Here is a 21,868-nt window from a genome sequence, read left to right on the forward strand (position 1 = left end):
GGGTGTCCGGATAGTCGTGGAATCCGCAGACAAGGCTGTGGCTGAAGCGCGCCGTGCATTGCCCTTTGGAAGAGGCAATATTGATGTGGATGCGCAACTTTCCAATTTGGAAAGTGGAGCCCGCACCCTTGCAGCAAGGTGCTTGAGAAAAGATGCCGAGGCCGCCGGTCATGAGCCGATGCCTGCGAATGAGCCGATGAACTGGCATGTTCTTGTTGCGATGTCAGGCCAGGTGTTCGGCGCGGGCAACTGTGGCGAACATGCTCGTATAGCGAGCTTCGCCTATGGAGCTTTGGCCCAGGAAAACGGACGATCTGAATATGAAAACATCTACTTGGCTGCATCGACTGAGGAAGATCATGTGTGGGCTGAAACCGACGAATCCCAGTCTGGCACCTCAACGATTGTCATGGATCCGTGGTCAAATGGTTCAGCCATATTTGCGGAGGACAGTAGGTTTGCGAAAAATCGAAATGCTGTAGAGCGTACGGATACGTTTAATCTTTCAACCGCAGCCGAAGCGGGCAAAATTACGCGTGAGACAGCCGAGAAGGCTTTGACGCAGGTCACAACCCGATTGCAGAAACGCCTGGCGGATCAGCAGGAGCAAGTCTCGCCCATCAAAAGTGGTCGCTATCGACCAGAAAAATCGGTACTTGATGATGCATTTGTCCGCAGAGTGAGCGACAAGTTGACCTCCCCTGATTTGCGGCGTGCACTACAGGTAGATATTGAAGCGGTCGGAGTCGCAATGTCGCTCGGCACCAAGGGCGTCAAGGACGCTACTCGACAAGCCCGACCTTTGGTTGAGCTTGCAGTGAAGGTCGCCTCTCCTCAAGGCTTGGCGAGACGAGATGTCTGAAACCTGAACTCGCATTTTAAAGTACGTTAAGAATAAGCGCCCCATTCATTCACGATACCAGCGCTTTGTAGACCGTCGAACGACCGATCTTCAGCTGCCTGGCAATCTCCATCGCACTGACACCCTGATCGTGCAGGGTGAAGACATCGGCCTTATTCACCTTAGGTTTACGGCCAAATTTCACGCCCTTGGCCTTGGCTTCCAAACGACCTTCGTTGGTACGTTCCAGTATGCGCAGGCGCTCGGCCTGAGCCACCGCAGACAGGATGGTGACCACCATTTTTCCCATGGTCCCCTCTGTACTGATGCCATCATCCAGAAAACGGATGGCCACGCCCATGTCGTCGAACTCTTTGATGAGCTGAATCATGTCCGCAGTATTGCGACCTAATCGGTCAAGTTTTTTTACCAAGACAACATCGCCCTCTTCGACCTTGAGCCGCAGCAGCTTGAGGCCTTCGCGGTTCACATGACTGCCCGAGACCTTGTCAGTAAAAATCCTTGCTGCGCTGACGTTTTCAGCCTTGAGCGCGTTTATCTGTACGTCAAGGGACTGTTGGCTGGTGGAGACGCGGGCATAACCAAAAAGTCGCATGGGAAATGTCTCATAAGTCGATTTATAGATACCCCGTCTACGAAGTATAAGCAAACGAATTTATAGACGTGAGTGGAGGATCATTTTACCGTGTCCAGAAACTTATGAGTAAGGAGACTGCATGCCACGTCGCTCGATTCTTTCCCTTGCGGAGCGGGAAAGCTTACTGGCGTTGCCAGATTCCCAAGATGAAATGATTCGTCACTACTCTTTCAGCGAAACCGACCTCGCCATCATCCGCCAACGGCGTGGGTCTGCAAATCGGCTGGGCTTCGCTGTACAGCTCTGTTACATGCGCTATCCCGGGGTAACACTTGCTATGGATGAAGAACCATTCGAGCCATTGCTGCGCTTGGTGGCCACGCAACTGAAGGTGCCGCCTGAAGCATGGGCTGACTATGGGCAACGCGCCGAGACGCGCCGCGAGCACCTGTTGGAATTACAAGCTCTTTTTGAGTTTCAGCCATTCACAACAAGACATTATCGTCCCTGCGTTCATAGTTTGGATGAACTGGCATGGCAGTCCGACAAAGGCTTCGTGTTGGCGACGGAGTTGGTTGAAGGGTTGCGACGACAGAACATATTGCTTCCATCACCAGGTGTGATCGAGCGCATTTGTGCTGAGGCAATCACCCGCGCCAATCGGCGGATCTATGAAGCCTTGCAATGTATAGGAATTTCAATAATTCCTATACAAGGTAATCCGCCAAAAAAGGTCCCCTCGGCGTGATGCCAACGTGGCGTCGATGGCGGCAAAAAGCTTTTTTTACCCATCACCCACGCCGAAAAATGGATTGAAAGCGACTTTTCTTTACCTTTTCCAGATTTTGGACGCACCTCTCCCGTATCAGGCCGGCACGTACCTCAATTGCGCGATGCTGTGGGCATTGTTGACCAGGCCCTGCACGGTCAGGCCGGCGATGGCTGCGGTGTACACCATCCGCGCTCCGCACAGCACGCAGCTGAACGGATCCCGATGCAAGAACGCTTTACTCATCTGCGCAAAATACAGTTTTGGCGCTTTGCCACGCCTTTCCATGCGTAGCGCCTCATACACCCGGGGTAGCTGTCGGCCACAGACGCGGTTGGCCAGAAATCCAAAATACCGGATCATCCGAAAGTGCTTCTCCGGGATGTGCTGCACCACCCGGCGCAGCATGTCGGTCTGGCTCAGCGTTTCCTGCTGATAGGTCTGCGTGCGGTGATCCAGGTAGGTAAAACTCAAGGTCGCGCTGTTGGTGTAATGGGCCAATCGGCTGCCCGAGATGGGCGGTTTTTTCAGGTAGCGGCCCAGGTAATTGACGGTCTTTCGGCCGTTTTTCGTCTTCTTCGACAAGTGGATGTGCCAGTGCTGGCCACCAGCGGTCAGTATCAGACGGCGCCAGTCGCTTTCACAGTGGATGTGGGCCAGCTGCGGCGGCATCGTCAATTGCGAAAGCGGCTGTCCCAGCAGGTAATCGCGCACCAGCCACATCCAGCGCCGCCGCAGGGCCTCTTTGTGGAACGACAGATTTTTCCAGACGCCCTGCTCATCCAGGCCGCCCGCGGTCACCGACAGGTGGACGTGGGGATGCCAGTTGAGCCGCCGGCCATAGGTGTGCAGCGCACCGAAAATCCCGACGCGCAAACCGCGCCGCTTGGCGGTGTAGATCAGGTTATCGGCCGCCAGACGAAACAGCGCATCGAGCAGCCAGCGGTTGTAGAAGAACAGGGACCACAGCGTGTCGGGCAGCGTGAACACCAGATGCTGCCAGGGGCAGTCGGGCAGACGGTTGTTTTGCACGGCGATCCACTGGTCGGTGGCCTTTTTGCCGCAGGAAGGACAGGCCCGGCAATGGCAGGTGTTGCACAGGTATTTGACGTGCGGGCAATGCTCATTGGCACAGGTGTAGTGTTTGACGCCCAGTATCGAGGTGCCGCAGGCGAGCATTTTGCTGATCGACTCCACTTCGATTTGGCGCAGACCGCCGGCTTCCAGCAAATCTGCCCAGCAGCCGTTGGCCGTGAAGAGGTTTTTGAGCGGTCGAGGTTTGTAAGCAGGCGGTGCAGAGGCCACGTCAGCAGGGCGGCTCCTCATCGTGGTGAATGACGGCGGTGATGGCGAATCCGCCTGGCCCTTCTCTCATCTAAACGCTTACGCAAGAAGCGTCGGGAAACATGTCGTTCAGATACGTTGTCTGGCAGCAACTACAAAGATCGACATCACCGAAAGGATCGATATCGAAGGAAAAGTCGGTATCGGGCACGAAGGTAGTATGCCCGGCGCGTTGGAGACGGGTCTGCTTTGCCTTGGCTTTTGCCCGGCTCGCCCGTTTACGTTTTTTGGTCTCTGACGCCATGTGTAAGCCTGTGCTGAGGAGGGATCGACTCGATTTCGGCTATGATAACCGATTTCAAAATCCCACAATTTGCAGCCGCAGGCTGCCCAGTTCTCCGAGCCTCTTTCGAATACACACCGCCGTTGCCTCGATGGCCTCCTTAGACGCCGAGACAAAGGCCAGACCACCTGGTTGGCCTGGTTACGCCAGTCGCCAGTTAAACCGAACTCACGGCACATGCTTGAACATATCGAGCGCCTCAAAGCATGGCAGGCTCTCGATCTACCAGCAGGCATTGAGCTGCTGGTTCACCAGAATCGCCTGCTCAAAATTGCCCGTGAAGGCGGCCAAATGACACCTGCTGACTTGTCCAAGTTCGAATTGCAACGACGCTACGCTACCCTTGTGGCACTGGCCATCGAGGGCATGGCCACCGTCACTGACGAAATCATCGACCTGCACGATCGTATCCTGGGCAAGCTGTTTAACGCAGCCAAGAATAAACACCAGAAACAGTTCCAGGCATCCGGAAAAGCGATCAACGCAAAGGTGCGAATTTATGGACGCATCGGCCAAGCCCTGCTGGAGGCCAAGCAAAACGGCTGCGATCCGTTTGCTGCCATCGAAGCGGTCATGTCTTGGGAGGCTTTCGCCAAGAGTGTCACCGAAGCGCAAAAACTTGCACAGCCCGAAGACTTCGACTTCCTGCACCGCATCGGCGAGAGCTACGCCACGTTGCGCCGCTATGCTCCGCAGTTTCTCGACGTACTCAAGCTGCGGGCTGCGCCCGCAGCCAAGGACGTGTTTGAAGGCATTGAGGTATTGCGCGCAATGAACACTGACAACGCCCGTAAGGTTCCCGTCGATGCCCCGATCGGGTTCATCAAGAAGCGCTGGAAGAAACTGGTTATAACCGACGGCGGTATCGACCGGCGCTACTACGAACTGTGCGTGATGTCGGAACTAAAGAACGCGCTGCGCTCTGGAGATATTTGGGTGCAGGGATCGCGTCAGTTCAAGGACTTCGAGGATTACCTGATGCCATCCGAGAAATTCGCCCATCTCAAGCTGGCCCATGAATTGCCTCTGGCCGTAGCCACCGACTGCGACAAATACCTGAACGACCGGTTGACGCTGTTGGAAGCTCAGCTTGCCACCGTGAACCGCATGGCTCTAGCCAATGACTTACCGGATGCCATCATCACCGAGTCTGGTTTGAAGATCACGCCTCTGGATGCGGCAGTGCCAGATACCGCACAGGCGTTGATTGATCAAACCGCAATGGCTATGCCGCATATCAAGATCACCGAATTGTTGTTGGAGGTGGACGAGTGGACAGGATTCACCCGGCATTTCGCACATCTGAAATCGGGTGACCTGGCCAAGGATAAGCACTTACTGTTGTCCACCATCCTGGCTGATGCGATCAACCTAGGCCTGGCTAAAATGGCCGAGTCTTGCCCTGGCACCACCTACGCAAAACTGTCCTGGCTACAAGCCTGGCACATCCGTGACGAAACCTATTCGGCCGCGCTGGCTGAGCTAGTAAACGCGCAGCTCCAACATCCTTTTTCCAAGCATTGGGGTGACGGTACCACATCATCGTCAGATGGACAGAATTTCAGAACTGGCAGCAAAGCCGAGAGTACGGGTCACATCAATCCCAAATACGGCAGCAGCCCGGGACGAACTTTTTACACCCACATTTCTGACCAGTACGCCCCGTATCACCTGAAGGTGGTCAACGTTGGCGTGCGCGATTCTACCTATGTGCTTGACGGGCTTCTGTATCACGAATCTGACCTGCGTATTGAGGAGCACTACACGGATACTGCGGGCTTCACAGATCACGTCTTCGGTCTGATGCATTTACTGGGTTTTCGCTTTGCACCGCGCATCCGCGACCTAGGCGATACCAAGCTGTTCGTGCCCCAAGGAAATATCGATTATGACGCGATTAAGTCAATGATTAGTAAAGAAAAAATGGATATCCAGGCCATTCGGACGCACTGGGATGAAATTCTGAGGCTGGCCACCTCGATCAAACAAGGTACCGTGACTGCCTCGCTGATGTTGCGCAAGCTGGGTAGTTATCCTCGGCAGAACGGCTTAGCCGTTGCCCTTCGCGAAATCGGTCGCATCGAACGCACGCTATTCATTTTGGACTGGCTACAAAGTGCCGAGCTGCGCCGTCGTGTGAATGCAGGACTGAACAAGGGCGAAGCGCGCAATGCGCTGGCCAGGGCCGTCTTCTTTAACCGGCTGGGCGAAATCCGAGACCGTAGCTTCGAACAGCAACGCTACCGTGCCAGCGGCCTCAACTTGGTGACTGCTGCAATAGTGCTGTGGAACACGGTTTACCTGGAGCGGTCCGCAAACGCATTACGCGGACATAGCACCGCTGTCGATGAATCGCTGCTGCAGTACCTGTCGCCGCTGGGCTGGGAGCACATCAACCTAACTGGTGATTACCTGTGGCGCAGCACCGTCAAGGTTGGTGGAGGAAGATTCCGGCCATTACGACGACTGAAATCAGCTTAACGTACTTTAAAATCCGTTTTCTGAGGCGACCCCTACATCATCAACCTGATGGATTCGATGTTGCCTCCTGCGGGCAACGATGCGGGCTGGCAAGAGAAAGCCCGTGCCATGATTCAGGCTTTGGTGTTCTCCCTGGTGTACAAGTGCCGGCGTGAAGGCACGGTCATGTCCCAGCGCACGATCCAGGCGCATTTGCCGTTGCGGGCCATTGCCAAGCTCTACATCCAGTCGGTGGAACAGCAATGGCATGAAGACGCCCAGTTACCCCTGAAAAACTACCTGGGCACATTGTCCGGTTTTGACCTGGCCAAGGTGGATTCGCCGGAGGAATGGGCGACCACCGCGTTGGATCAGCATGGTTTTCTGATCCAGCAGTTCACCCGCATGCTGGCCTTGTTCAATGACACCTACGGCCATGTGTTTGCTCGTGACGCCGGCGACATAGACCTCAAGGACGTGGTGCATAACGATCGCATCCTGGTGGTCCTGATCCCTGCGCTGGAAATCTCCTCGACCGAGGCCGCGACTCTTGGGCGTCTGTACGTGTCGCAGCTGGCCATGATCCTGAGCCAGGATCTGGGGGAGAAACTGGAGGGCAAACCCGAAGACATCCTGGTGATCCGCAAGTACAAGGACCGCTTTCCGTTCTTGTGGATCTGCGACGAGGTCGGGGCCTACTACACCGAAAAGCTCGGCGAGCTGGGCACGCAGGTACGCTCCCTGGGGTTTTGCCTGCTCCTGGCCTGTCAGGAGGCGCAGCGCCTCAAGTCGGCGGCTGGCGACAAGGTGTGGACGCTGATCGGGAACATGGGGGTCCGAATCACCGGCAAGATCATGGACCCCAAGGACACTCTCGAAATACTGCAGTTGATGGCCGGTACCGAGTACCTGCCAGTGATGAGCGGTATGGTGCGTCAGGCCGGAATCATGGGGGCCAGCTGGGAGGAAGCAGACACACTGAGCCTGAAAGATGAGAAGAAAGTCAGCGTCGAGGAAGTGCAGCAGCTCAAGGAGGGGGAAAACATCACGCTGTTCAACGGGCAAGTGATTCGCGGCAGCTCCTTGTACATTCACGATGCTGACAAGCTGTCCAAGGAAGCGATCCGCATTAACCGCTTCATCGAGGTGGCCCCGCCAGCGCTGGACACCTTGTTGGCCGGTGCGCCTGCTCACATTCGGCGCAGCTATCCGCGCGCGGACCGCGTGCAGCAGATCCTGTACCACCTGGCGATGAAGCCTGGCCGTTCAGACCTTGAAAACCTGGTGCTGACAGATCCGACGTTGGTCGTCTTGAACGAGCTGGGAGAAGAGTGGCGGCTGATCTGGCGTCGCCGTCCTGGAGCGGCAGTGCGCAGCACCTTGTTATGGCACACAGCGCTGGAGCATGTGCCCAAGCGCGGAAGCGGCTACGTGGCGCAATCGTCCACGGCGCTGGATCTGACCGTCGGCAGCAAGCGGTTGCAGGCCTACCAGGCGCAGCACATCGATCCGGCCAGAGCGCCGAAAGTGAAGGGCAAGGCGACTGCACCTAGAGCCACAACGCCTGTGCCACCACGCCACGACCAGTCACCGCCCTATTTCGATGATGGATCTTATTCGCCGGCGCCGTTCGACTGGGATTAATAGACCGTAAGGGCAGGAGCGCGTCCAGGTCGCATACGTCAAAGAGGTCAAGGATATGAATACAGTGTTGCCAACTAACAGAGCGCCTGGAAGATACAGCGACAGGCACAGGCTGGCTTGCGTATGAAAGACTCTATCGCCTTGCTCGCCACCGCTGCTGTCATGGCGTTTTTCGCCTGGCTGTTCTGGAGCTCTCTGGGGCAGGATGCGTTCGCTGTTCTCGGAGTGCTGATGGTGGTCGTACTGATCGTCGACAACGTTCGCTTGCGCCGCCACCGCTAAAAGCCAGCCTGATCACCGACTGATAGATCCGCCCCGCTCTTCGGGGCTCTCAAGCGATTCCTGATACGCATCACAACCCCGCCAATCATGTGCAGCGCTGAGCCCAGCGCTACAGCGCAGGGGCCAGTTCGCATCCGTTAAAGAGGTGAAGGACATGATTAACCACAGAACGCAAAAACTGCACGCTCAGCAGGTGCTTGAACACCTGGCCTACGGCCTGGCACAGCCTATAGCGCTGCCCCGCGAGACCATCGAAGAAGCGCTTCGCGCAGCCATCATGGACGGACGACTTGAACCGGGTGAACGGCTCACGCAGCAAGCCATTGCCAATGCCTTCCAGGTCAGCCGGATGCCCGTGCGCGAAGCGTTGCGGTCATTGGAGACGCAGGGCTACATCGCGACGGCGTATCACAAAAGCTATCGGGTCACGAACGGCCAGGAACTGCCCCTGCACGGTCATCTGCCCGGCTTGCTGAGGTGCGTGGCAGAACGGCATACGCAGCTGGGCGACTTTGAAGCAAAAGTCGCCTTTGAAAACGAAATCCTGCGCGTCTTGGGCCGACTGCGCCCAACCCCGAGCGGATGCTCCTGTGGGGCGCTGTAGGTCTGGCAGTTCTGCATCCAGCTATTGGCACTGAAACGCGAACAAGGAATGACAACAATGACAAACCACCTTTGTGAATTCATCCACTACGACGATGGCTGCAACAACGAAGAGTCTCAGCTGGTCAGCCAGGATCGGCTCGGCGGTGCGCCTCGGGACGCCAGTGCCGCCTGGCTTGACGCTGCTGATTTTCAGCGGTTACGGCGCGGGCTTTACCCACGGCTGTTGAGCAAATCGAGCCATGAAGGGCCGGTGGAGTCCAGGAGAGCGTCCTAGCTCGTTGAAAGCAACGGATTTTGTAAGGCGAAAAGCGGAGGTCCCATGCTACTATCCGGCACAGTTTTATTTGCAGGAAAGCGACGATGTAGATTCACGAATCGCAGAAACCAAAAAGCCCCGCCTGGCAGCGGGGCTTTTTGGAAAATCTTGAACAGGCCGTTTGCAAATGGCGGAAACCTGTTCAACACACATAACGTGAGCTGATTATGGCGTTCACTGAGGCTTTGTGCAAGCCGTCAAAAGTGAAGCCTTCAGTTCACCGCTGAACGGTGGACTTATGGAAAAGATTCTTCAGCAGGCTGTGCCCCTTCTAAAGGCAGACCTGTACCCCCAGCATCACCAAAACTTGACACTTTTTACCGTAGCGCATGGCCTTCATGGCCAAGGCGGTGAAGCATGAGGCACCTCAAGGCCGTCAGGCTCTCCCCTTCTGACCCTCACTCTGCTTTACGTCGCCACGGTCGGGCAAAGCCTGCCCGTTACGCGGCTCCCCGTCACCTCTCTGAACAACAGCTTAAAAATCCCCTGATCCGCTCGGCCTATGAGCGCCTGAGCAACATGGACAGCTACCGGGGCCAATACCTGCGCCGCCTGGATGGCGTTCACGGCGATCGGCGTACCCGGCGAGAGAAGTTTCTGGCCATTGAGCGCGTGGCCGAGCAGCTGCTGGTGCGTCTGGACCTGGCCACCAGCGTGCTGGGCTACATCGACCCTGCCAATGGCCGTTATGTGCTGAACACTCAGTGTGGCATTGCCGAGGATGCCGGTATCTCTGCACCAGCGCTGTGTCGCCTGATGAAAACCCTGGATGATGCGGGGTATGTGTACCGCCGTATCGAGCGCATTCGCCTGGACGAGAAGGACGATAACGGTCTGCACCTGGTGCGCACCCGCGTCCTGATCCGCTTCACCAAGCTTTTCTGGAAAGACCTTGGCCTGGCCTATGTTCATGAACGCGTGCAGAAGTCGGCCAGGAAGCGTCGCGATGCTCAGCTGCGCGACATAGGGCAACAGCGCTTGGCGGACATGGAAAAGCACTCTCTGGAACTCCAGCGCCGTGAAACGTCGCGTCAGCGCTGGCAGGCCAAGGAAAATCGGGAGGCGGGCGTAGCCGGAACACAAGGTGCAGCGAGTCCCAGCACATCGCCGCCAGTGAGCAACACCGTGTCCAGTGCGCTGGATAGGCTCCTGGCGTCGAGGAGCAAAAAAGCCTAACAGGCCCCACGTTGTCTGAAAACTGCATCCGCTCACGCGGAGGCATTGTCACGCCTGCGATTTAAGGGCGGTTGGTGGCCTTATGGCCAGGCACCACAATAACCGCTCGACGGCGCTGGTTGTGCCGTTTTTTGGCTGTGCCAACGGCTCTTTTTGGCCACGCTGGAGGTGGCGCACTGGAGTGTTTGAAATAAATGAAATTTTATCCCCCCTTCAGTTACCCCTTTCAGGGAAAACAGGGATTTACGCGGTGGAAACCCACCTCATAAAGCGGTAATGCACGCGCAAGTCGTGCCTTCGGCACGGCGCGTATGTCTGCGCCTATACGTCAGTGAAACAGCCTGTCTAAGCGGCCCAGGGCGATGAAGCTGCCCTGCCCTGGCCTGCGGCCACCCTACGGGCGCTAAGACCCGGATAAATCGGCCTGGAACGGCAAGCCGCCCCAGTCCTCAACCGGGCGCGTGTGCGCGCAGGCTGCTCAAATAATTATGTGCATGGTCAATCGCCCTTTGCCTTCAATGAAGGCATGCGTTTTGCGCAGCTGGTCGGCTTGACATGAGTTACTTCTTGTTTGGTTATGCACTAGTTTGGTTATGCACTAGCCAAGCGCATGACCTTCAAATCGGTACGTGGGGTCTGGGGAGCAATGGAGCAGCCAACCGACTTAAGGAGCCGCAGGACTCTCCTGCGCTCACAGTAATCCGCTCAATACGCTGTCCGAAGAGGATCGTTCATGCATAGGAATTTCAAAATGCCTATGCATGAACCTGACGCTGTGAAGGAGGCGTCATGCCTTCATAGCGATGCGTAGGAAGACGCTGATGCGTTACTTATGCAGTGAAAATCCCTATAAATCCGCATTAACACAGTTTATTTTACCGCTGAGCCTAGGTGCGGACGCACCTTCCCCCTGTCAGGGCTTCACGTACCTCATCTGCGCGATCGCCTGAGCGTTGAGGACCAGTCCCTGCACCGTCAGCCCGCTGATCGCTGCCGTGTATACCATCCGCGCGCCACACAGCACGCAGCGGAACGGATCGACGTTTAGAAAGGCTTTGGCCATCGGCGCAAAATACAGCTTTGGTACCGGTCCTGGCGTCGCCATCTTCAGTGCTTCATACACCTTCGGCAGGTATTTCCCACACACCCGATTGGCCAGAAAACCAAAATACCGGATCATCCGGAAATGCTTTTCCGGGATGTGCTGGACCACCCGGCGCAGCATGTCGGCCTGGCTCAGCGTTTCCTGCTGATAGGTCTGCGTGCGGTGATCCAGGTAGGTAAAGCTCAACGTGGCCCCGCAGGTGTAATGCGCCAGACGACTGCCCGAGATCGGCGGTTTTTTCAGGTAGCGGCCCAGGTAATTGACGGTCTTTCGGCCGTTTTCCGTCTTCTTCGACAAGTGGATGTGCCAGTGCTGGCCACCAGCGGTCAGTATCAAACGGCGCCAGTCGCTTTCACAGTGGATGTGGGCCAGCTGCGGCGGCATCGTCAGTTGCGAAAGCGGCTGTCCCAGCAGGTAATCGCGCACCAGCCACATCCAGCGCCGCCGCAGGGCCTCTTTGTGGAACGACAGATTTTTCCAGACGCCCTGCTCATCCAGGCCGCCCGCGGTCACCGACAGGTGGACGTGGGGATGCCAGTTGAGCCGCCGGCCATAGGTGTGCAGCGCACCGAAAATCCCGACGCGCAAACCGCGCCGCTTGGCGGTGTAGATCAGGTTATCGGCCGCCAGACGAAACAGCGCATCGAGCAGCCAGCGGTTGTAGAAGAACAGGGACCACAGCGTGTCGGGCAGCGTGAACACCAGATGCTGCCAGGGGCAGTCGGGCAGACGGTTGTTTTGCACGGCGATCCACTGGTCGGTGGCCTTTTTGCCGCAGGAAGGACAGGCCCGGCAATGGCAGGTGTTGCACAGGTATTTGACGTGTGGGCAATGCTCATTGCCACAGGTGTAGTGTTTGACGCCCAGTATCGAGGTGCCGCAGGCGAGCATTTTGCTGATCGACTCCACTTCGATTTGGCGCAGACCGCCGGCTTCCAGCAAATCTGCCCAGCAGCCGTTGGCCGTGAAGAGGTTTTTGAGCGGTCGAGGTTTGTAAGCAGGCGGTGCAGAGGCCACGTCAGCAGGATGGCTCCTCATCGTGGTGAATGACGGCGGTGATGGCGAATCCGCCTGGCCCTTCTCTCATCGAAACGCTTACGCAAGAAGCGTCGGGAAACCTGTCGTTCAGATACGCTGTCTGGCAGCAACTACAAAGATCGACATCACCCAAAGGATCGACATCGAAGGAAAAGTCGGTATCGGGAACGAAGGTGGTATGCCCGGCGCGTTGGAGACGGGTCTGCTTTGCCTTGGCTTTTGCCCGGCTTGCCCGTTTACGTTTTTTTGTCTCTGACGCCATGTGTAAGCCTGTGCTGAGGAGGGATCGACTCAATTTTGGCTATGATAACCGATTTCAAAATCCCACAATTTGCAGCCGCAGGCTGCCCAGTTCTTCCATCAACCCAACTATGACACCTTGATCGAGTGCCTGCCCGGTTGCCTGCCGCCTGGCACCACGCCACGGCACGCGCCGGTGACTTCGGGCGATCACTTGCTGGCCAAGTTCGTCAAACAGACGACCTTCGGCGGCAGCAAGGTAGCCTGATATGAGCACACTTTCATACGTCAACGTGTTCGCGCAGGACATCATCGGTTTAAGCGGTTTTTACTCGAAGCTGTTCGGCTTCAGTGAAATAGAGGCCATCAGGTCGCCTATTTTTCGTGGGCTGGATACAGGCAAATCCTGCATCGGTTTCAATGCACTCGATGCCTACGAATTGTTGGGGCTGGATGAGTTTACTGGTAGCACCGGTTGCCGGTTTCTCCTCAACATTGATGTCGATGAGCAATCCGAGGTGGACAGGTTGGTGCCTCAAGCAGTGGCGCTGGGTGCGCGATTGATCAAGGCGCCGTATCTGACGTATTACCATTGGTATCAGGCGGTTTTGCTGGACCCCGAGGGGAATATATTTCGGATTAACTTCATGCTTTAAGTGCTGCGGGCACGTACAACAAAGGTGGCGGGTTGGGCAGTTCACCAGCCCTCACGTTTCAGGTTTTCACAGAAAAATCTACTGGCTGTACTGCTAGCTATCCGGCCCATGGAAGCAGGTCTTCAATTGTGCAACAGGCAAGGCATGCCTGATTCAACAATTGAGGATATGGAAATGAGTGAATCTGATAGTAAGCAACCCAGGCACGGTAGGGTAACCAATCCTGAATCCCGTGGTTCTTATGCCATAAAAAAAGGCCTATTGCTGGAATGGGAAGTGGTCGCTATGGAAGGTGGCAAAAACTTTCCCGACCTGGAACCTGGTCTTGCACACGACTTCCCTGGTGTCGATGAACCTAAGTTTGATCCTGCTTCGGCTGCTAAACCACCAGCAGACGGATTTATACTGAGTGGCGGGCAAACTGATAACCGGAGATTCGTAAATCTTACTGATAACGGTATTGTTGAAGAAATAAAAAAACAAAACCCGGGTCAGCAAGATGAGGCGTGGCCTCGCTTGAGCGTCAAGCGCGGAGAAGAGTTTAAGGTGACATGGTTCAGGCAGACCGGGGATCAGCCGGAAGCCAGTACCGGCACCAGCTGCAATGAGCGGCAGCCGGCCAAACGGCGACGGGTGGAGCAGGATGAACCTGGAGCCGGTGGCCGCGCACGGGACAGGGACGCTCGGCAACAGCCTACCATTCACGCGCACTTGCGCAACGATATCACCGACCGACATCGTACCAAGTCCGAGCGGCCCCATGACAGAGCGCCCGCTGACGTCAGTGCATCGTCATCGCATCGTAGGCCACAAAGAACAACGCATGGCTGGGAGGCGCGCTTGGCCGAACACACGTTCGACCGGGCGGAAGGAAAACGACCTCGGGAAGAGCGAGAGCCGTATCGGCAGCCAAAGCGGCCAATGCATGACTTGGAGTGGACGGCGGCGGATCTTCACCAGGCCGAACATCAGCTCGATCTAGCTGCAAAAGAGCAGCTGCAGGAACAGCGAGAGCAGTATCGGAAATGGCTGAGTGCCCCCAGCCGAGTGCCTCAGAACCACAACGCTCGCTTGTGCGTGTCGGTGGCAAAGGAAAACGCGCTGGCGCGTCACATCGGTTGCGGGCTGGCGCTGCCTTTCCTGGATGAGAGCGTCAAAGCGCAAACCAATGCGCAGTGGCTCGACAAATACCTTCTGATGATTGCCAGTGCAAGGCGCGCCACAGGGGCAGGCGTAACGCATAGCGAGCTCGATCGTTGCACGGAGGTTGCGGCGCAGTATCTCTGCAAGACCAAGTGGTTTGACGGTGCATCGCTGACGCAGCTGGCCCATGTGGGCAACAAGCTGAGCAAGCATCCGAACCAGCAAGCGTGCATGGATGCAATCGCGTGGATCGCCGGACAGCTCAATCAGGCAGATGATTTATCGGGACTGGATGGCCGCCACTCAGTCCTACTCCTGAACGCCTTCGCCAAGAACTTCAACAGCGGCAGGTGTGAACGCGCGGTGGCTCGTCTGGCACGTCACCTGCAACGTAACCATCCTGCCCGGTCGTCGCTGGACGCGCAGAACATCGGCCTGGCACTCAATGCATTCAGCAAGTGGCCCGACAATCCGGACTGCCAATCCATGGCGTACTTGCTTGCTGATATGCTCGCAAGCAAAAGCCGCTTGCGTCATGCGATGGATGGGCAGAGCGTCGCGAACGCGCTCAACGCCCTGAGCAAATGGCCCGACACACCGCACTGCGCGGACGCCGCCAACGCACTGGCCTTGAGGCTGGCCAATGATCGCAACTTGCGCTACGTCCTCAAACCGCAAGAATTCGGAAACACATTGAATGCCCTGAGCAAATGGCCTGACACGCCGGACTGCACTGCCGCCGTCAAGGCGCTGGCCTCGCGCTGGCCGGGCGACTGGAAGTCGAGTCCCAATTGCGCAATGCTCTAGACCCGCAACACATAACCAAAACGCTCAACGCCCTTAACAAATGGCCCGACACGCCGGATTGCGCGGACGCGGCCAACGCACTGGCCTCGCGACTGGCCAATGATCGCAGCTTGCGCAACGCCCAAGCCCCGCAACACATGGCCAACGCGCTCAACGCCCTGAGCAAATGGCCCGACACGCCGGACTGCACTGCCGCCGTCAAGGCGCTGGCCTCGCGGCTGGCCGACGAGCGCAGTTTGCGCAACGCCCTTGACCCGCAAGGCGTGGCCAACGTGCTCAATGCCCTGAGCAAATGGCCCGACACGCCGGACTGCACTGCCGCCGTCAAGGCGCTGGCCTCGCGGCTGGCCGACGAGCGCAGTTTGCGCAACGCCCTTGACCCGCAAGGTGTGGCCAACGTGCTCAATGCCCTGAGCAAATGGCCCGACACGCCGGACTGCACTGCCGCCGTCAAGGCGCAGGCCTCGCGACTGGCCAACAATCGCGATTTACGTAACGCCCTCACCCCGCAAGAACTGGCCAACGCGCTCAACGCCCTGAGCAAATGGCCCGACACGCCGGACTGCGCGGACGCTGCCAACGCGCTGGCCTCGCGACTGGCCAATGATCGCGAGTTACGCAACGCCCTCAACCCGCAAGGCGTGGCTAACGTGCTCAACGCCCTGAGCAAATGGCCCAACACGCCGGACTGCAAGAACGCTGCCAACGCGCTGGCCGGGCGACTGGAAGTCGAGTCCCAATTGCGCAATGCTCTAGACCCGCAACACATAACCAACGCGCTCAACGCCCTGAGCAAATGGCCCGACACGCCGGACTGCGCGGACGCTGCCAACGCGCTGGCCTCGCGACTGGCCAATGATCGCGAGTTACGCAACGCCCTCAACCCGCAAGGCGTGGCTAACGTGCTCAACGCCCTGAGCAAATGGCCCGACGTGGACGTTAGCCAGGCCTCCGCTGACGCCTTGGCCTCGCGACTGGCCAATGATCGCGAGTTACGCAACGCCCTCAGTCCTATCGGCGTGACTCAAGCACTCAACGCCTTGAGCAAATGGCCCGAACGTGCGAACTGCGAGAAGGCCACCGATGTCTTGGCAGGCAGGCTGGCGGAGGACAACGATCTGCGACAAGCCATGGATGGGCACCACGTGGCTGTGTTGCTCAATGCACTGAGCAAATGCCTCGGAAGGCCGGCGTGTCATCCGGCAGTGTTGCTGCTCGCCGAACGCGCCGGCTCGGCAGAGTTGCCGTGGCAGCAGTTCGAGATGGGTGAGCTCGCCATGGTGGCCAACGCGATGTCCCGTCTGCTGCACCTGGATGAGGAACAGTTCCAGATTTTGGGACGCGCCAAACTGCTGGCAATGGCCGGGCACCTGGAGCTGCACCGTGAGCGTTTTGAGTCTGCCTCCGCGCAAGACATTGGTATGCTCTTCAAGGCCCTTTCATCGGCGCAACTCCATCGCCAGATGCGTCCGCTGGCGCGGTCGGCCCTGGAGCGGGTTGCGGTGCTCGCGCAGGACGACGGATTACGGGAAACCAACCTTGAGGGTCTCGGCAGCCTGTGCATGGGATTTTTGCCGTTGATCCGCAGCCCAGAGTTGACCTCTCGCCATCGGGGGCACGCATTGCGCGTGTTCAATACGTTGCAGCCCATCATCGAGCGCAAGATCGACTTGTACCTTACCGGCGGTGTCCCGCCGTCTTCGACCGACCTCGAACAGTACGCCACTCGATGCCCGGCGCTGACCTTCTTCCAGGTGCTCAAGGCTTACAGCATGGTGAGCCGGCAATGCAAGCCGCGCCACATCGAAGGCTCGCGCCAGGAAATTCGCCAACGTCGCGAAGAGTTGGGGAAATGGGTTGACAGGACGCTGGAGCGGACACGCGAGGCCATCGAGGAGGACCTCGGCGAGATGAGCTGGAACTTGATCGCGCAGATCGAGGCCGGTGACATCGTATTTGACGCCTTGGACCTGCGCCTCGCGAAGGAAGCGAAGAAGATTACGCAGGCCCATCCACCGAGCCAGTTCGACCTTGACACCGGGCGCCTGAGCATGCGGTCGGAACCCGGCGAACCCGTCACGCCGGCACCCGGCAACGGCAGCACGACCCACATCGTGGTCGATCTGCGTGGCAAGGAAGTGTCGACCAATGCGACCGAAACGAACAAGCCGTACTCGCTGTTTACACGGCTGACGGGCTTGCCGCTGGTGGAGGTCCAACTGCCTGGGGCGATTTCGACGTTCATGCTCGCGCGTACGCTCACCTACCAGGACGAACCCTGGCGCTTTGACATGTTCGGCGGCAGCCGCGCCACGCGAGGCAACACGAGTCGCCCCGCCCAGTTGCTGTCCGGCACATCCGGAGCACCGTCGCTGCTGCCGGCAATGCGCTATACAGACACCGCGCCGGGCAGTAGCCTGATGCAGCTCATCGCCAAGCTTGCCCCGCAGCGCGAAGACTGGTCGCGGATGCAGCGCTCGCTACTAGAGATGGTGCCGACCGATCACGTCATTGAGGGCACACTGCGTCTGGGATTTTTTGAAGACGTCAGCGGCCCTGCGCACCCGTTCAAGCCAACAGCACCGGACGGGCATGCATTGGCGCTGTGCCCCAACGATGGTTGCGGCTTCCTGAAGCTGGAGGTGGCACTACGCATACCGGCCTTCCGTGAGTACTTCTCTGCCTGGCAAGCAGTGCAGGCCGGTGAGGCCAGCCAGAAGCAGCGTGACCTGATTGCCAAGGATAAGGGACCCACGCGGCTGGCACCGCAGGCGCTGCAGCACTTCCCACGTGACGAGGCGGCACTGCAGGAGGCGCGCGAGGCGATGCAGAGCCGGTTGCAGGCGCTGCCGTCGGAGTTGAGTCAACTCACGTTGTACGAACTGGCCACCAGCGGCGGCTACCAGGGCCAAAGAGTCAGGGCGGTGCCTGCTGCCGACGACAAGGTGCACCTACCGAGCGAGCGCAGCCAGGCCTTCGACGCCGCAGGCGGCGCCTTGCTGATCGGCAAGCCGCCCTACGACAAGGAGAACCTGCTGCCCGTGCCGGAAGAACGCGTCGCGACAGTGGCGCAGAGCGACGCCACCGCCGAATTCCTCTCGCAGTCCTTTGGTATCCAGTACAGCTACACAGGCTTCGACGACAGATCGGGCAGCGATGCCGAGATGCTGCACAGCAAGGGCATGCTCATCGTGGTGCCATCAAAGAACTGGCCAGCCAATTTTGCGGACATGGATCTGGCCTGCTCGAAGGAGGACCTCAAGACCTTATCGCGCTGGACGACCGGTCGCGACCGCAGTGCCGTGCCGCAGGACATGCTCAGCACCGGCAGCCTGCGGCTCAAGGACATCGTGGAGCCCGGACGCATGGGCGCACTGCCTATCCCGGAACTGCGCAAGCGCAACATGGACACCGACGGCGACGACGCGTTCGTGTACGCGGGCTACCCCAAGCTGGCCGCGCTGATTTCGCGCGAGATGGCTGATCGCGAGGTACGCCGCGGCCAGCCACGTTCCTTCAAGCCGCCGAAAACGGCCACGCCGGCCATTGATCCTGACAACGGCCATTACCAGGCGGGGCGGCTGTCCGAGATCATGTCTCTGCAACGTGGAGGCCAGATCATGGGGGCGGCCAGCACCTTGGCAGCGCGCTTCATGGCGCAGCCTGACCACCTGCGTGAGGCAATGGCGCGCAATATGATGTTCGGCACTTATGACGGCATTGAGCGCGACCTGCGTAACGGTCTACGTGTAGCACTCGACGGCAAAGCCAGAGATCCTCAGGTGTTGACGGAACTGCGCAACCAGGCATACAACGCCATCGGGCGCGCCCACCTGCCCGAGGCACGTGAAGCCGCCGAGCTCCTGCATGCACAACTGCTTCGACTGGAGCCGGGGGCATCATCGCGTGCCGAAGTGCCGGATGCGCTGGGCGAGGCCTTCCCACGCCTCGCCCAGGCGTACCTTGCTGCGCCTGATACTGAGGCACGGATTCACGCCATCATCGACAACTACCCGGTGTGCAGGCTCTCGCACGCGCAGTTCCCGGCCGGGCAACCGGGACTCATCCCCGGCGAGCCGGAACTGAGCATGCGCAACCTCTTCACCATCGCGATCAAGGTGGGCACCGATGCGCTGAAGTCTGACACCGGCACGGCGCTGTTCGCCAAGATCGTGGAGTCGTGCGAACGATCCGAGCGAGGGTTCGCTGATCGGGTTCGCAGCGTACCGTATGGCAAGGTGACTGCTCGGGCCATGCATGATGGTCGCTTCGACGCCGAGCAGACCCAGGTGGACCTGCAGAACATGCCGACGATGGCTGCGGGCGTCATGCAAGACGCGCTACACTCGCTGCGGCAAGCAGGCCTGATCGACCCACCGCCACCGCCCACCGAGCGCCTGCGCGCTGTGCAGCCAGAGGACATTGCGCTTGAGGCGCAGAACTTACTGACGCGTGCTCGCGAGATGGAACCCAGGGTCACTCACATGCTGAGGCGCGTCGCCGAGTCCCATGCTGGGCAACTGGCGGGCATGGACCATCAACTGAAGTCGGTCGGCTCGTTGAAAGAAAAGCTAATGCAGCAGATGGCTTTGAAAAACAAGACCCTGGAAGATGCCGTGGCCGGCGTGAACTGGGCAGCCTGCGGCTGCAAATTGTGGGATTTTGAAATCGGTTATCATAGCCAAAATTGAGTCGATCCCTCCTCAGCACAGGCTTACACATGGCGTCAGAGACAAAAAAACGTAAACGGGCAAGCCGGGCAAAAGCCAAGGCAAAGCAGACCCGTCTCCAACGCGCCGGGCATACCACCTTCGTTCCCGATACCGAATTTTTCTTCGATGTCGATCCTTTGGGTGATGTCGATCTTTGTAGTGGCTGCCAGACAGCGTATCTGAACGACAGGTTTCCCGACGCTTCTTGCGTAAGCGTTTCGATGAGAGAAGGGCCAGGCGGATTCGCCATCACCGCCGTCATTCACCACGATGAGGAGCCATCCTGCTGACGTGGCCTCTGCACCGCCTGCTTACAAACCTCGACCGCTCAAAAACCTCTTCACGGCCAACGGCTGCTGGGCAGATTTGCTGGAAGCCGGCGGTCTGCGCCAAATCGAAGTGGAGTCGATCAGCAAAATGCTCGCCTGCGGCACCTCGATACTGGGCGTCAAACACTACACCTGTGGCAATGAGCATTGCCCACACGTCAAATACCTGTGCAACACCTGCCATTGCCGGGCCTGTCCTTCCTGCGGCAAAAAGGCCACCGACCAGTGGATCGCCGTGCAAAACAACCGTCTGCCCGACTGCCCCTGGCAGCATCTGGTGTTCACGCTGCCCGACACGCTGTGGTCCCTGTTCTTCTACAACCGCTGGCTGCTCGATGCGCTGTTTCGTCTGGCGGCCGATAACCTGATCTACACCGCCAAGCGGCGCGGTTTGCGCGTCGGGATTTTCGGTGCGCTGCACACCTATGGCCGGCGGCTCAACTGGCATCCCCACGTCCACCTGTCGGTGACCGCGGGCGGCCTGGATGAGCAGGGCGTCTGGAAAAATCTGTCGTTCCACAAAGAGGCCCTGCGGCGGCGCTGGATGTGGCTGGTGCGCGATTACCTGCTGGGACAGCCGCTTTCGCAACTGACGATGCCGCCGCAGCTGGCCCACATCCACTGTGAAAGCGACTGGCGCCGTTTGATACTGACCGCTGGTGGCCAGCACTGGCACATCCACTTGTCGAAGAAGACGGAAAACGGCCGAAAGACCGTCAATTACCTGGGCCGCTACCTGAAAAAACCGCCGATCTCGGGCAGTCGTCTGGCGCATTACACCTGCGGGGCCACGTTGAGCTTTACCTACCTGGATCACCGCACGCAGACCTATCAGGGGTTGTAAGCCGGAATCCCAGAAATTTCCGTCATGGGCGAGAAGCCAGTACTGGTGCGGATTGACGCCAAACAGTTATTTTCCGGCTGCGACGTCGCCAAGCCGAAAACTGTTTGATTGAGCGGCCAAAACATGTACGGAAAACCGTGTCGGATAGCAAAAGCAGCCGTAAACCGCTCTGGTGACGTTTTCCGACGGAATTTTCCGGGGTTCCGGCTTACACCCCCTAAGCAATCGATCGGTCAAGACCCGTAAATACGCTGCATTAGGCGTCTCATTTAGCTGGTACTAAATTTATTGCGTTGAAGGGACCTCTTTCGGACAGGCAATAAGGGTGCAAATTCTGAGAAAAACGGATCGCCACCACCTTAGGCTCTGTACGAAAAGTCGGCGAGCGAAGGTCAGGCGAGGCAAAAACAGGCGAGGAACGGCCGGGGTCGCGTTCGACTCTACGTGTTGTAGATGCATTCCGAGCCTGTTTTTAACGAAGCATCACCGAGCGCAGCCACTTTTCGTACAGAGCCTAAGTCGGTTGGCTGCTCCATTGCTCCCCGGACCCCTACGTCAGCCTGATATCAATATCGGTCAATATCATACGATATCGTTTTAATATTTATTGATATTAATACAGCGCTAGCGTATGATATTGGCTACTATTACGTAATATCGGAGAGGTGGCGCATC

Annotated in this window: 12 protein-coding genes and 6 pseudogenes; 13 read left to right on the forward strand and 5 right to left on the reverse strand. The window is 58.1% G+C overall.

Translation table 11 applies throughout. The features are described 5' to 3' along the window. The first annotated feature begins 16 nt into the window (after positions 1-16). Complete coding sequence (locus AC4ANK_RS29360) at positions 17-862, forward strand: type III effector (protein WP_460414702.1); 846 nt, start codon at positions 17-19, stop codon at positions 860-862. A 49-nt stretch (positions 863-911) separates the two neighbouring features. Here the strand turns inward: AC4ANK_RS29360 and AC4ANK_RS29365 are convergent, their stop codons facing one another. Beyond that, on the reverse strand, positions 912-1,457 hold the full coding sequence (locus AC4ANK_RS29365; protein WP_460385280.1) for a recombinase family protein: 546 nt from the start codon (positions 1,455-1,457) through the stop codon (positions 912-914). A 121-nt stretch (positions 1,458-1,578) separates the two neighbouring features. Between AC4ANK_RS29365 and AC4ANK_RS29370 the strand changes: the two are divergent. Continuing rightward, positions 1,579-2,121, forward strand: a pseudogene (locus AC4ANK_RS29370) (DUF4158 domain-containing protein); the annotation flags it as partial. A 183-nt stretch (positions 2,122-2,304) separates the two neighbouring features. Here AC4ANK_RS29370 and AC4ANK_RS29375 read toward each other — a convergent pair. After that, a complete protein-coding gene (locus tag AC4ANK_RS29375) occupies positions 2,305-3,534 on the reverse strand; it encodes an IS91 family transposase (protein WP_460385261.1) in 1,230 nt (409 codons plus the stop codon). A 49-nt stretch (positions 3,535-3,583) separates the two neighbouring features. Next, the gene (locus AC4ANK_RS29380; RefSeq protein ID WP_460382897.1) at positions 3,584-3,796 is read right to left on the reverse strand and encodes a hypothetical protein; all 213 of its coding nucleotides are present in this window, start codon (positions 3,794-3,796) and stop codon (positions 3,584-3,586) included. 93 nt (positions 3,797-3,889) lie between these two features. On the opposite strand from AC4ANK_RS29380, the pseudogene AC4ANK_RS29385 reads away from it, so the two are divergent. The 6 genes and pseudogenes from AC4ANK_RS29385 to AC4ANK_RS29410 all read left to right on the forward strand — a co-directional run. Further along, positions 3,890-6,316 (forward strand): annotated as a pseudogene (locus tag AC4ANK_RS29385) (Tn3 family transposase); the annotation flags it as partial. A 201-nt stretch (positions 6,317-6,517) separates the two neighbouring features. After that, a pseudogene (locus tag AC4ANK_RS29390) lies at positions 6,518-7,939 on the forward strand (TraM recognition domain-containing protein); the annotation flags it as partial. 123 nt (positions 7,940-8,062) lie between these two features. After that, entirely contained in the window at positions 8,063-8,221 is a 159-nt protein-coding gene (locus AC4ANK_RS29395) for a hypothetical protein (protein WP_460385281.1), read from the forward strand. A 154-nt stretch (positions 8,222-8,375) separates the two neighbouring features. Beyond that, positions 8,376-8,825, forward strand: coding sequence for a GntR family transcriptional regulator (locus AC4ANK_RS29400; RefSeq protein WP_460385282.1), 450 nt, complete (start codon positions 8,376-8,378; stop codon positions 8,823-8,825). A gap of 57 nt (positions 8,826-8,882) precedes the next feature. Continuing rightward, the gene (locus AC4ANK_RS29405) at positions 8,883-9,101 is read left to right on the forward strand and encodes a hypothetical protein (RefSeq protein ID WP_460385283.1); all 219 of its coding nucleotides are present in this window, start codon (positions 8,883-8,885) and stop codon (positions 9,099-9,101) included. A gap of 399 nt (positions 9,102-9,500) precedes the next feature. After that, positions 9,501-10,319 (forward strand): hypothetical protein, encoded by an 819-nt coding sequence (locus tag AC4ANK_RS29410; RefSeq protein ID WP_460385284.1) that lies wholly within the window; start codon positions 9,501-9,503, stop codon positions 10,317-10,319. A gap of 913 nt (positions 10,320-11,232) precedes the next feature. Here the strand turns inward: AC4ANK_RS29410 and AC4ANK_RS29415 are convergent. Beyond that, complete coding sequence (locus AC4ANK_RS29415; protein WP_460382827.1) at positions 11,233-12,462, reverse strand: IS91 family transposase; 1,230 nt, start codon at positions 12,460-12,462, stop codon at positions 11,233-11,235. Continuing rightward, positions 12,443-12,724 (reverse strand): hypothetical protein, encoded by a 282-nt coding sequence (locus AC4ANK_RS29420; protein ID WP_460384945.1) that lies wholly within the window; start codon positions 12,722-12,724, stop codon positions 12,443-12,445. Before AC4ANK_RS29420 ends, AC4ANK_RS29415 begins: the two co-directional genes overlap by 20 nt. A gap of 84 nt (positions 12,725-12,808) precedes the next feature. On the opposite strand from AC4ANK_RS29420, the pseudogene AC4ANK_RS29425 reads away from it, so the two are divergent. The 5 genes and pseudogenes from AC4ANK_RS29425 to AC4ANK_RS29445 form a co-directional block, all read left to right on the forward strand. Next, a pseudogene (locus tag AC4ANK_RS29425) lies at positions 12,809-12,970 on the forward strand (2OG-Fe(II) oxygenase family protein); the annotation flags it as partial. Between the two features lies 1 nt (position 12,971). After that, positions 12,972-13,358 carry a VOC family protein gene (locus AC4ANK_RS29430; RefSeq protein ID WP_002553400.1) on the forward strand — a complete coding sequence of 129 codons (387 nt, stop codon included), beginning with the start codon at positions 12,972-12,974 and terminating at the stop codon, positions 13,356-13,358. Positions 13,359-14,279: 921 nt separating this feature from the next. Then, positions 14,280-19,939 (forward strand): annotated as a pseudogene (gene xopAD / locus AC4ANK_RS29435) (XopAD/skwp family type III secretion system effector); the annotation flags it as partial. 89 nt (positions 19,940-20,028) lie between these two features. After that, positions 20,029-20,310, forward strand: a complete 282-nt coding sequence (locus AC4ANK_RS29440; protein ID WP_104720438.1) for a hypothetical protein — start codon at positions 20,029-20,031, stop codon at positions 20,308-20,310. Further along, a pseudogene (locus tag AC4ANK_RS29445) lies at positions 20,291-21,184 on the forward strand (IS91 family transposase); the annotation flags it as partial. The gene AC4ANK_RS29440 and the pseudogene AC4ANK_RS29445, both read left to right, overlap by 20 nt. Positions 21,185-21,868: the final 684 nt, after the last annotated feature.

It is taken from the genome of Pseudomonas sp. Pmew2 (assembly GCF_058129885.1).